We start from the raw sequence: 11,630 nt of genomic DNA, 5'->3' as shown, positions 1-11,630 counted from the left end.
GCGGATCGTGAGCGTCCGCGCGCCGCGCGCGGCGACCGCCGGATCGTGCGTGATGACCAGCACCGTCATCCCCTCCTCGTGCAGCCTGGCGAGCAGATCGAGCACCGCCGAGGCGTTGTGGCTGTCGAGATTGCCGGTCGGCTCGTCGCACAGCAGCAACGAGGGCCGGGCCACGAGCGCCCGCGCGACCGCGACCCGCTGCCGCTCGCCGCCCGAGAGCCGGGTGGGCAGCGCGCCGAGCCGGTGGCTGAGCCCGACCCGTACGAGCGCCTCCTCGGCCGCCGCGCGCCGCTGCCCGCGCGGCACCCCGTTGTAGACCATGGCGAGCAGCACGTTCTCCAGCGCCGAGCGGTGCGGCAGCAGGTGGAAGGACTGGAAGACGAAGCCGATCCGCCGCCCGCGCAGCGCGGTGCGGTCCCGGTCGGGCAGCGCGCCGGTGTCGATCCCGTCGAGCAGGTACCGGCCGCTCGTGGGCAGGTCGAGCAGGCCCACGAGGTTGAGGAAGGTCGACTTCCCCGAGCCGGAGGGCCCCACGACGGTCACGAACTCGCCCCGCTCGATGTCCAGTTCGCAGGGGCGGAAGGCGGGCACGGGCGGTGGCCCCGGGTAGGTGAGCGCGGTGCCGCGGAAGGAGATGACGGGCGCCGTGGCGGGTCCCTGCCGAACCCGGGGGACCCTCACTTCGCTTCCCCCTTCGCCGCGCGCACGCCTGTGACGACCTTGTCGCCCTCGTCGAGGTGCGTGCCCGCCGCCGGGCGGACCTCCACGTAGCCGTCGCCCGTCGTGCCGGGCGAGACGCGGACCGTACGCTGCCTGCCGCCCGTCGACACGACGGTCACGACGGTGCGGCCGTCGCTGCGGGTGCTGAGCGCGGTGACCGGGACGACGAGGGAGTTCCCCTTCGACGCGGCGGCCTCCACGGTGAGCCGCACCTCCTGGCCCACGAGCGCGGCGGGCAGCGCCTTATCCGTCTCGACGGTCACGGGGTACCCCTCCTCGCCGCCCTGCGCCGCGCCGGGGTCCTGCCCCTGACCGGCGGCGTTGGCTCCGCCGCCGTCGCCTTCCGCGACATCGAGCGTGCCGGAGACGGTCCGCACCCGGCCCGCGTACTCGGTGCCGCTGCGCTCGTCGAGCACGCCCACCTTCTGCCCGCTCCTGACCAGGCCCTTCTGCGCCTCCTGGAGGAGCCCGCGCACCGCGAGCCGCCCCGCCGACACCGTCATGACCTTGCCCGTCACGATCCCGCCGAGCGTCGCGGAGACGCTGTCGACGCGCGCGGGGAAGGCGGAGAGGTAGACGACCTCGGCGGCGGGGAGCATCGGCCCCGCGGCGGCCTGCGTGGTCGCGAGGCGTTCGCGCGCCCTGGCCAGGTCCTCGGCGGCGCGGCTCTCGGCGCGCTCGGTACCGGCGTTGCGGTCCTTGGCGAGTGCGTCGTGCGCGTCCTCCCAGGCGCGTTCCGCCCCCGTCACCGCGTCCTCGGCCGCGTCGGTGCCGCCCCCGTCCTCCGCCTCCTGGCCCCCGGCCGGGACCGGGGCGTAGCCGATCGCGGCGTAGAAGGCGGTGAGCGCGGTCTTGGTGCCGGGGCCGAAGGTGCCGGAGGCGTCGGAGCCGGTGCCGTGGCCGAGCGCGCGCAGCGCGGACTGGAGCTGGGCCACGTCGTCGCCGTGCGCGCCCGGCGTGAGGTCGCGGTAGACCGGGACCCTGCCCTTCAGCGCGAAGACGGGCCGCCCGGAGATCTCCGCGACGACCTGCCCGGCCCGCACGGTGCTCCCCACCGCCAGTGGCGCCTTCGTGACGACCGAGCCCGTCGTCCCCGCCGCCGCGCCCGCCGCCGGGGTCACGTCGGCCGACTGTCCGGCCACGACCGTGCCGCGCAGCACCACGGAGTCCTTCACGCTGCGCCGCTCGACGGGCGCGGTGAGCACGTCCTGCGGCGGCGCCTTCGCGTCGGCGGCGGCCTGCGCGGGGGACTTCACGAGGAAGGAGGCCCCGATCCCGGCACCGGTGAGCAGCACGGCCCCGGCGGCGAAGGCGGCGACCCAGCGACGGCGCCGGGTGAGGCCGGATTCGGTGAGGCGGGGTTCGGTGGGGACGGATTCGGCGGGGCCGGATTCGGTGAGGGCGGGGGAGGCGGAGGCGTCCGCGGGGGTGTCCGCGGGGGTGCCGCCGGAGGGGGCGGCGGGATCGTAGGGCTCGTACGGCCGACCGGGCTGGTCGGACGCGTACGGCTGATCGGGCTGGCCGGGCTGGTCGGCTGGCCGGGGTCCGCGGCCTGAGCCGGGCGGGCGGTGGCGGGCGGTACGGGACACGGGGCGACTCCGGATCGGTCGGCGGCCCGCCACCGGGGTGGCGGCGGCGGGCGGGGAAGGTCGAGGCGGGGGAGTGCGGCGACTCCCCCGCGAAGCGGGCGCGTTCGGCGCGGCGGCGGTCAGTTCACCCCGGCGAGCGCCTTCAACTGCCGCTCCCGCTGCTTCTTCACCTCGGCGAGCGCCTCCGCGTTCGCCTCGATCATCTGGTTCTGGTACGCGCACTCGACGGTGAACCAGATGCCGACGACGTTGTTGCTCGCCTTGCACTCCGCGTCGGCGGTCGCGACCCGCTTCTCCTCGGCGGAGGCGTACTCCGACTTCTGCCAGCGCGGGTCGTCGCCGGCCTTCATCGGGTCGGCGTAGTCGTAGCCCTGCTTCTTCATGCACCCGGACCACTTGGCGAAGGCGGCGCGCACGCGCTTGTCGTTGTACGACCTGGCCCAGCTGTCGGTGTTGATCTTCGTGGCGACGGGTGCCTCGCCATAGCTCTGCGGGGCGCCGCCGCCGAGCTTCCTGGCGGCCTCGCCGACGCAGCCGCCGCGCGGGACCTTCTTCCCGCCCACGATCTGGCCGCCCCGCGCCTCGGCGCTGCCGGGCTTCACGGTGGGATCGTCGGTGCCGTTCAGCGCGATGCTCTCCTGCGGCGACAGTTCCTGGGGCCGTGTCCTGCTCGTCCGTCCCGCTCCTTGCGAACCGGCCGGCTTGTAGCCGTGCGTCGCCGTCTCCTTCGCGTCGGTCGAGCCGTACCGCAACTGCGTGCGGCTCTGCGGGTGGTACGCGTTCAGCGGGGCGGGCGTGTTGTAGGTGAAGCCGAATCCGGCCATGCACCGCGTCCGCAGCTTCGCCGCGGCCTGCTCGAAGGACTGCGCCTCGTCGTCGCTCGGCAGGTAGGGCTCGATCGGCAGGGACTTGTCGGTGACGGAGACGAGCCGCGGAATCGAGTGCGTCGCCGGGACCTCGTTCGCCGCCCCGCCGTTCGCCGCCTTGGCGTCGCTTCCGTCCCCGCCGCCGTCGGAGCCGCAGCCGCTCACCGCGGTGGCGAGGGCGAGGACGAGGAGGAGAGGTGCGAGGGCGGCGGGCCTGCTTCTCTTGCGCATGGGGAGGAATCCTTCGCGAAAGCGGGGTGAGGACAAGGGCGTTGAGCGCTACCGGCGTCAGGTGGACGCCTCGGCACGGGCATCGCGTTACGGGCGGAGCGCACGTTTTCTCCGTCGTGCCGCACGGCCGCCACCGGACCGCACGCCACACGGCCGCGGTCGTGCCGCACGGCCGCCGGCGGACCGCACCGCCGCGGTCGTCGTCCCGCGCGCCGTCCGGTGCGGCACACGTGAAGACCCCGTCCGCGCACGGGGATTGCTCGCGCGCGGACGGGGAAGGGGCCGTGCAGGGCCCGCCCGTGCTCCGGTACGGTGCGGTGCCGGGGTGCGCTGCCCAGCTGCATTGGGCAGCGCACCCCTGGTCTTCTCCGCGGGACGTGCGGGGCAGGGGCGGTGGGCCGGCCTAGTAGAACTTGCCGGAGGCGTTGTCGTTCTTCAGGTCGGGGTTGAGGTTCGCCTGCCCGTAGGCGGGGATGCCCTGGGACGTCCCCTGGTAGCCGCTGTTGTAGTAGATGCGGATGCCGTTGTAGCTGTCCCAGTTGTCCACCGAAGCGGTGTTGTTCTTCACCGAGAGCCCGGCGCCCGCGGAACCGGCCGCGCTCGCGCTGAAGTAGTAGTTCGCGTAGTTGGGGATGTCGAAGTACTGGCGGTAGAAGGCGCCCTTGTAGTTGCTGTTGTAGTACAGGCAGGCGTAACCGCTCGTGCAGGTCTCGGCCGCGTTGGCGGTACCGCTGGTGGCGAGGCCGATCCCGAGGGCGCTGAGCCCGGTCGCCGCGAGCGCGACGAACTTTCTGGCACGCATGGACGTGTCCCTTTCGCGAGAGCCCGGTGGGCTCCGGTGATGGCGGACGTGTCCCTGCCGGAACCGTGTCCGCCCTGAAGGCGTCCGGGGGCAGGCGTGCGTGGTCGGCGGACAGGTGTCCGCAGACCGGCCGCGTACGAACAGGCGCTCGCATCCCCCGTGGCCGCAGTGACTTTAGACCGGCACGGGTGCGAGCTCGCAAAGGATTTGGCAATGGCTGAATCTGCTTGTCGTGCAACGGAGTTGGCCTCCGGAGTGCGCTCCCTCGCCGTCCGGGCCTCCTACGTCGGCCTAAACCTCGGCGCGCCACTTCCCCGGCCGCCCCGCGCGCCCGCACACGTCTCCGCGGATTCTCCAGGATGGCTGTAATCAGCCCCCGCGGTGCACCGGGCTCGCCCGCCAACACCGCTGTGACCTGCGCGAATGTGGAAGTCGACTCTCCTCTTCCGTCGCCGGGCGGCGCGCACCGCGCACGGCGCTGGCGCGATCGAGCCGCCGCTTCTAGGCTGTGCGGTGATTTCGGGGTACACGCGTACGGGTGCCGCCATGACGCGCGGACGCGACAGCACACACGGGGGAACACCATGACGACGACCGACCCGGCACCCGCGCCCGCGGAAGCCCTCCGCCCGCGCCGGCTGCGCTCCACCACCGTCGTGCTCGGCGGCATGGGCCTGCTCGCCGTCGCCCTCTCCGCCTGCGGCTCCGACCCGGACCGCCGCTGTGTCGACCGCGACAGCTACACCATCGACGGCTACAAGGTCCTGGCCGACAAGAACTGCCGTACGACGAGCGGCGGTACGAAGACGAAGACCACGAGCGGCGTGAAGAGCGCCACCGCCACCCGCCCCGCCTGGTACTACGACTCCGAGGCCAAGAGCGGGCGCGCCGACTACGGCACCTTCTCGCAGGACAGCGCGATCCAGCGCGGCGGCCTCGGCTGCGACGACGACAACGACGGCGGCGGGTACGGGGGCTGAGCCGGACCGGAGCGCACCGATCATGGAACGCCGCACCATCGAGCCCCGCCCCAACTGGCAGGAGACCGTCGAGGAACAGGGCCTCATCTACCCGCTGACCCGGTACCCCGACGGCGAGTTCCGCCCCTACTGGGACGAGAGCGCCTACTACGTCTTCACGCTGCCCGAGGTCGAGGCGCTGGAGGAGACGGTCGAGGAACTGCACGAGCTGTGCCTCGCGGCGGCCGAGCACATCGTCTCCCACGACCGCTTCGCCGACCTCGGTCTCACCGACGCCCGCCAGACGGAGCTGATCGCCGAGTCCTGGCGCCGCCGCGCCGAACTCCCCTCCCTCTACGGCAGGTTCGACCTGCGCTACGACGGCCGCGGCCCCGCCAAGCTGCTTGAGTACAACGCGGACACGCCGACCTCGCTCGTGGAGGCGGCGAGCCCGCAGTGGTTCTGGATGGAGGAGCGCTTCCCCGGGGCCGACCAGTGGAACTCGCTCCACGAACGCCTTGTCGACGCCTGGCGCCGCCAGGCGAAGCTCCTCCCGCCGGGGCCCGTGCACTTCGCGCACTCGGTCTCGGACATCCTCGGCGAGGACCTCATGACCGTGGCCTATCTGCGCGAGACCGCCGCGCAGGCCGGGCTCGACACCGAGGCGATCGCCGTCGAGGACCTCGGCTGGGACCCGCTCTCGCGCCGCTTCGTGGACCTCCGGCTCCGGTTCGTCCGGGCCTGCTTCAAGCTCTACCCCTGGGAATGGCTCGCGAAGGACCGCTTCGCACCGCACGTCCAGGAGACCCTGGACAACGGCGGCGGCACGGGCTCGACGCTGTGGATCGAGCCCGCGTGGAAGATGCTCCTGTCCAACAAGGCGCTCCTCGCGATCCTCTGGGAACTCTTCCCGGGCCACCCGAACCTGCTCCCCGCCTACCTCGACGGGCCGCGCGAACTCGCCACGACGGGCGGCTACGCGGCGAAGCCGCTCTTCGGCCGCGAGGGCGCGGGCGTCACGCTCCACGAACCCGGCGCCGCGCCCCGTACGCGTACCGAGGGCGAGGACCCGCTCTGCTACCAGGCCCTCGCCCCGCTCCCGGACTTCGACGGGAACAAGGTCGTGCTCGGCGCGTGGGTCGTCGAGGACGAGGCCGCCGGACTCGGCATCCGCGAGTCCTCGGGCCTCGTCACCGACGAGTACGCGCGCTTCCTGCCGCACGTGATCCTGTAGGTCCTGCGGGAACGGCGGTCAGTGGCAGTGCCCGTGGCGTCCCAGCGTCGTCACCGGCTCCGCCCCCGGCCGCGTCCACTGCGGTACGGGGCGGCTGGTCTCTCCCCACCCGGCCGTCCCCTCGGCGTCCGTGCGCCAGTACCAGCACGGATCGTTCCCCTCGGGCCACCCCTCCGGCGTCTCCTCCCACGCCTCGCCGCGCCCGTACGGCGTCCGGTCGAGCAGCGCGAACGTCCCGCTGAACGCCTCGTTGCCGCGCCCCGTCGTCGTGTACGTGAGGAAGACGCGGTCCCCGTCGCGCAGGAACGCCGACAGGTTCCCCATGCCGCCGCCGAGGGGCACGCCGGTGTCGCGCAGCGAGTACCACGGCTGCCGGTACCCCATGAAGTCCACGTACGGGCCCAGTTCGTCCCAGGGACCGGACGCGAGGAAAGCGAAGGAGACGCCGCGCGCCTCCAGGTAGGGCGTCGTGACCTTGAGGTGCCAGGCCGCGTTCGTGCACCCCTCGCACTGGCCCTGCGGCGGCGCGCCGTCGTACCACATGTGCTGGTAGGTGAGCAGTTCGTTCCGTCCCTCGAAGAGGTCGACGAAGGCCACCGGCCCCTGGGCGCCGACGACTTCGGCCCTCCCGTCGATCTCGGTCATCGGCAGCCGGCGCCGGGCCGCCGCGAGCGCGTCGCCCTCGTGCGTGTGCGCCTTCTCGCGCGCGAGCAGCGCGTCCCTGGCCTGCTGCCAGGTCTCCATGTCCACGAGGGGCGGCTGAGCGGGGGGTGTCGTCATGGGTGTCCTCCGTACGGGTTCCTGAGGGGTGGACCTGCGGGGCGCCCGGAACTCATCGCTCCTCAGCCGACGACGGCCGCGAGCTGGTCGAGCCCCCAGTCCAGATCCTCCTCGCTGATCACCAGCGGGGGCGCGAGGCGGATCGTCGAGCCGTGCGTGTCCTTCACGAGCACCCGGCGGTCCAGGAGCCTCTCGGACAGCTCGCGGCCCGTGCCGAAGGCCGGGTCCACGTCCACGCCCGCCCACAGCCCGCGCCCCCGTACCTCCCTGACCGCCCCGCCGTCCGCGACGAGTTCCGCGAGCCGCGCGTGCATCCGTTCGCCGAGCCGCGCCGCGCGCGCCTGGAACTCGCCGCTCTCCAGGAGCGCGATCACCTCGATCGCGACCGCGCACGCGAGCGGGTTCCCGCCGAACGTCGAGCCGTGCTCGCCCGGCCGGAAGACGCCGAGCACGTCCCAGTCGGCGACGACGGCCGAGACCGGCACGACCCCGCCGCCGAGCGCCTTGCCGAGGATGTACACGTCGGGCACGACGCCCTCGTGCTCGCACGCGAAGGTACGGCCCGTACGGCCCAGGCCCGACTGGATCTCGTCCGCCATCAACAGCACCCCGCGCTCCCGCGTCAGCTCCCGCACCGCCGGGAGATAGCCCTCCGGGGGCACCAGGACGCCCGCCTCGCCCTGGATCGGCTCGATGAGCACGGCGACGGTGTTGTCCGTGATCGCCTCGCGCAGCGCGGTGAGGTCCCCGTACTGCACGACGTCGAAGCCCGGCGTGTACGGGCCGAAGTGGTGGCGGGCCTCGTGGTCGCTGGAGAAGCTGACGACCGTCGTCGTGCGGCCGTGGAAGTTGTTCCGCGCCACGACGATCTTCGCCGTGCCCTCGGGGACCTCCTTGATCTCGTACCCCCACTTCCGCGCCGTCTTCACGGCCGTCTCGACGGCCTCCGCGCCCGTGTTCATCGGCAGCACGGCCTCCTTGCCGCACAGCGCGGCGAGCCGCGCGCAGAACTCGCCGAACCGGTCGTGGTAGAAGGCGCGGGACGTCAGCGTGACCCGGTCGAGCTGGGCCTTCGCGGCGGCGAGGAGCCGGGTGTTGCCGTGGCCGAAGTTGAGCGCCGAGTAGCCGGCGAGCATGTCGAGATAACGGACGCCCTCGATGTCCGTCATCCAGGCGCCCTCGGCGGAGGAGACGACGACGGGGAGCGGGTGGTAGTTGTGCGCGGCGTGCCTCTCGGCGGCGGCGATCTGCTGCTCGGTCTGCGTGGCCATGGGGAACGGCTCCGTCCGTCCGGCGATACGGGTACGCCTCTCTGTACCGCCGCGGACGGGCTCAGTGCCGCAACTTCGCCGGAATTCACCCCACCCGGTACCCCGGCACCGACGGCCACCGCACCGTCAGGACCACCGACTCCTCCTCCGCGAGCCACGAGTGGTCCACGCCCCTGCCCCACACCACGTAGTCGCCCTGTTCCTCCAGCAGCACGCTGCGGCCCGGCAGTTCGACGCGGAACCGGCCGCTGATGAGGACGAGCAGCGCCTCGCGCACCTCGCCCCGCACCCACTCGGCACGCGTGTCGCCCGGTGGGTGCACGCCCCACTTGATCTCCACGGCCTCGCTGTGCCGGGGGTCGCCCTCGGGCTTGAAGTGGCCGAGGAGCCAGCCGCGGTCGAGGGCCGCGTCCTTGCCCGCCTTGCCCACGTAGACGCTGCCGTCGGCCACGGGGACGCTGCCGTCGGTCGCCGGGAGGTTCTCGTCGTTCATGGCCCGGGACGTTACCGGCGGCCCCGCCGCCACCCGCGCCCGCTCCCCGAAACCTGCTGCCGTTTACCGCCCCGTACCTGAGACAATGGGCCGCATGGCCTCTGAACGTTCTCGTGTGCTCTCCGGAATCCAGCCCAGCGCGGGCTCGTTCCACCTCGGCAACTACCTGGGCGCCGTCCGCCAGTGGGTGGCCCTCCAGGAGTCGTACGACACGTACTACATGCTCGCCGACCTGCACGCGATCACGGTCGCGCAGGACCCCGAGGCGCTGCGCGCCAACACCCGGCTCTCGGCGGCGCAGATCCTCGCCGCCGGGGTCGACCCCGAGCGCAGCGTGCTCTTCGCGCAGAGCCACGTGCCCGAGCACGCCGAGCTGGCCTGGATCATGAACTGCCTCACCGGCTTCGGCGAGGCGTCCCGCATGACGCAGTTCAAGGACAAGGCCGCGAAGCAGGGCGCCGAGGGCACCACGGTCGGGCTCTTCACGTACCCCGTCCTCCAGGTCGCCGACATCCTCCTCTACCAGCCCCAGCAGGTCCCGGTGGGCGAGGACCAGCGCCAGCACGTCGAGCTGACCCGCGACCTCGCCGAGCGCTTCAACGCGCGCTACGGCCAGACCTTCGTCGTCCCCGAGGCGTACATCCTCAAGGAGACGGCGAAGATCTACGACCTCCAGGAACCGACCGCGAAGATGAGCAAGTCGGCCGCGTCGCCCAAGGGCCTCGTCAACCTCATGGACGAGCCGAAGGCCACCGCGAAGAAGATCAGGAGCGCCGTCACCGACACCGGCAGCGAGATCCGCTTCGACCGCGAGAACAAGCCCGGCGTCAGCAACCTCCTCAACATCTACGCCAACCTCACCGGGCTCACGGTGCAGGCCCTGGAGGAGAAGTACGAGGGGAAGCTGTACGGGGCGCTCAAGACCGACCTCGCCGACGTCGTCGTGGACTTCGTCACGCCCTTCCGCGACCGCACGCAGGAATACCTCGACGACCCGGCCACGCTCGACAAGATCCTCGCCGCGGGCGCCGAGAAGGCCCGCGAGGTCGCCGCGCCGACGCTCGCCGACGCCTACGACAAGGTCGGCTTCCTGCGCCCGGCGCGCTGAACTGCGCTTTTCCGGGTCGTCGCGGACGTGCGACGCCCTCGCGCCCCCGACCCCGTCGCCGTACGGGGTCGGGGACGGCGTGCGCGGGGGACGCGCACGCGGGCGGCGGGGGAGCGCGGCGCGGGGGCTCACGCGCGGAGCGCGTGCGGCGCACGGGCGGCGCGTGACACCAGGCACACACCGGGGGCCTTGGCCGTGCCGGGTGCGGGCGCGACACTTGCCGTACCGGACCGGGACCGTACAGACCGCGCACAGCGGACACACCGCCCACGCGGCAGTCGCGGACCCGGCGGTGGAGACTCACACGAGGAGAGGGGAGTGGACGTGGGCTCGGTCACGCTCGGCGTCTCGATCGCGGTCCCGGAGCCTCATGGCAGCCGCCTCCAGCGACTGCGCGCGGACTTCGGGGACCCGGCCGCGCACGGTATCCCGACCCACATCACGCTGCTTCCGCCCACCGAGGCACCCGCCGAGGCGCTGCCCGCCGTCGAGCGGCACCTCGCCGAGGTCGCCGCGAACGGCAAGTCCTTCCCGCTGCGCCTCGAAGGCACCGGGACCTTCCGCCCCGTCTCGCCCGTCGTGTACGTACGGGTCGTCGAGGGCCCGGACGCGTGCGCGTGGCTCCAGAAGCAGGTACGCGACGCCTCGGGACCCGTCGCGCGCGAGCTCCAGTTCCCGTACCACCCGCACGTGACGATCGCGCACGGCATCGCCGAGGAGGCGATGGACCGCGCGCAGACCGAGCTGGCCGACTACGAGGCCGCCTGGGACTGCACGGGCTTCAGCCTCTACGAGCAGGGCCGCGACGGCGTGTGGCGCCGCCTGCGCACCTTCTCCTTCGGCGCGGGCGCGGTCCCGAGCCAGCCCCTGAGCCCGGACGAGGCCCCGCACCCGATCGGCTGAGGGCCCCGCCCGGGCGGTGACGCCGGGGTTTTCAGACCGGCAGCCGCCGGAAGAGCGGGCGCGGGAGGTGCCGCAGTCCCGCCATCACCGGGCGCAGCGTCGCGGGGACCCACACCGTCTCGCTGCCGCGCCGCAGACCGCGCTCCACCGCCTCCGCGACCGCCTCCGGCGTCGTCGCGAAGGGCCCGTCGAGGCCGAGCACCCCGTTCGCGTACTCCTCGGGCACGGCCTGGCCCGCGCGGCGGCTGCGCACGACGCCGGGGCGCACGACGAGGACGCGCACGCCCGTCCCGTACAGCGCGTCGCCGAGGCCCTGCGCGAAGGCGTCGAGCCCCGCCTTCGAGGAGCCGAAGATGAAGTCCCCGCGCCGCACGCGTTCGCCCGCCGCCGAGGAGAGCACGACGAGCGCCCCGTGCCCCTGCGCCTGGAGCCCCATCCCGCACACGAGCCCCGCCGAGACGGCGCCCGTGTAGTTCGTCGCGGCGACGCGCGCGGCGGCGGCCGGGTCGGCCTCGTCGTTGAGCTGGTCGCCCGCGAGGCCGAAGGCGAGGAGCACGAGGTCGACGGGCCCCTCGGCGAAGACCTTGCCGAGCACCTCGGCGTGCGAGGCGGGGTCGAGCGCGTCGAAGTCGACCGTGTGCGTCGTGGCGCCGAGGGCGCGCAGTTCGGCGGCG

At 73.2% G+C, this 11,630-nt stretch carries 12 protein-coding genes; 4 read left to right on the top strand and 8 right to left on the bottom strand.

Annotated features, from left to right (window positions below; genetic code table 11):
* The 4 genes from G3I42_RS16265 to G3I42_RS16250 form a co-directional block, all read right to left on the bottom strand.
* Positions 1 to 681, bottom strand: a 681-nt coding sequence (locus G3I42_RS16265; protein WP_164286632.1) for an ABC transporter ATP-binding protein, incomplete at its 3' end; no start/stop codon positions are given.
* Positions 678 to 2,309, bottom strand: a complete 1,632-nt coding sequence (locus tag G3I42_RS16260; RefSeq protein WP_343244562.1) for a peptidoglycan-binding protein — start codon at positions 2,307 to 2,309, stop codon at positions 678 to 680. The genes G3I42_RS16260 and G3I42_RS16265, both read right to left, overlap by 4 nt.
* A 119-nt stretch (positions 2,310 to 2,428) precedes the next feature.
* Positions 2,429 to 3,406, bottom strand: coding sequence for a hypothetical protein (locus G3I42_RS16255; RefSeq protein WP_164286630.1), 978 nt, complete (start codon positions 3,404 to 3,406; stop codon positions 2,429 to 2,431).
* Positions 3,407 to 3,809: 403 nt separating this feature from the next.
* On the bottom strand, positions 3,810 to 4,208 hold the full coding sequence (locus G3I42_RS16250; RefSeq protein WP_164286628.1) for a peptidase inhibitor family I36 protein: 399 nt from the start codon (positions 4,206 to 4,208) through the stop codon (positions 3,810 to 3,812).
* Between the two features lie 584 nt (positions 4,209 to 4,792).
* On the opposite strand from G3I42_RS16250, the gene G3I42_RS16245 reads away from it, so the two are divergent.
* Both G3I42_RS16245 and G3I42_RS16240 read left to right on the top strand, forming a co-directional pair.
* Complete coding sequence (locus G3I42_RS16245; RefSeq protein WP_164286626.1) at positions 4,793 to 5,188, top strand: hypothetical protein; 396 nt, start codon at positions 4,793 to 4,795, stop codon at positions 5,186 to 5,188.
* Between the two features lie 22 nt (positions 5,189 to 5,210).
* The gene (locus G3I42_RS16240; protein WP_164286624.1) at positions 5,211 to 6,401 is read left to right on the top strand and encodes a glutathionylspermidine synthase family protein; all 1,191 of its coding nucleotides are present in this window, start codon (positions 5,211 to 5,213) and stop codon (positions 6,399 to 6,401) included.
* A gap of 18 nt (positions 6,402 to 6,419) precedes the next feature.
* Here the strand turns inward: G3I42_RS16240 and G3I42_RS16235 are convergent, their stop codons facing one another.
* From G3I42_RS16235 to G3I42_RS16225, 3 genes are all read right to left on the bottom strand, one after another.
* Positions 6,420 to 7,181 (bottom strand): DUF899 family protein, encoded by a 762-nt coding sequence (locus G3I42_RS16235; protein ID WP_164286622.1) that lies wholly within the window; start codon positions 7,179 to 7,181, stop codon positions 6,420 to 6,422.
* Positions 7,182 to 7,243: 62 nt separating this feature from the next.
* The gene (gene rocD / locus G3I42_RS16230) at positions 7,244 to 8,452 is read right to left on the bottom strand and encodes an ornithine--oxo-acid transaminase (protein WP_164286620.1); all 1,209 of its coding nucleotides are present in this window, start codon (positions 8,450 to 8,452) and stop codon (positions 7,244 to 7,246) included.
* 85 nt (positions 8,453 to 8,537) lie between these two features.
* A complete protein-coding gene (locus G3I42_RS16225; protein WP_164286618.1) occupies positions 8,538 to 8,945 on the bottom strand; it encodes a signal peptidase I in 408 nt (135 codons plus the stop codon).
* A 94-nt stretch (positions 8,946 to 9,039) separates the two neighbouring features.
* Here G3I42_RS16225 and trpS point away from each other — a divergent pair, with 94 nt between their 5' ends.
* On the top strand, positions 9,040 to 10,053 hold the full coding sequence (gene trpS, locus G3I42_RS16220; RefSeq protein ID WP_164286616.1) for a tryptophan--tRNA ligase: 1,014 nt from the start codon (positions 9,040 to 9,042) through the stop codon (positions 10,051 to 10,053).
* A 318-nt stretch (positions 10,054 to 10,371) separates the two neighbouring features.
* Positions 10,372 to 10,956: a 2'-5' RNA ligase family protein gene (locus tag G3I42_RS16215; protein ID WP_164286614.1), complete on the top strand. Its 585-nt coding sequence runs from the start codon at positions 10,372 to 10,374 to the stop codon at positions 10,954 to 10,956.
* Positions 10,957 to 10,987: 31 nt separating this feature from the next.
* Here the strand turns inward: G3I42_RS16215 and G3I42_RS16210 are convergent.
* On the bottom strand, positions 10,988 to 11,630 hold a 643-nt coding region (locus G3I42_RS16210; RefSeq protein WP_164286612.1), incomplete at its 5' end, for an SDR family NAD(P)-dependent oxidoreductase.

Origin of the sequence: Streptomyces sp. SID11385, assembly GCF_010548245.1 — a bacterium.
Taxonomy (GTDB): Bacteria; Actinomycetota; Actinomycetes; order Streptomycetales; family Streptomycetaceae; genus Streptomyces.
This window is presented reverse-complemented; position numbering and strand designations above follow the sequence as displayed.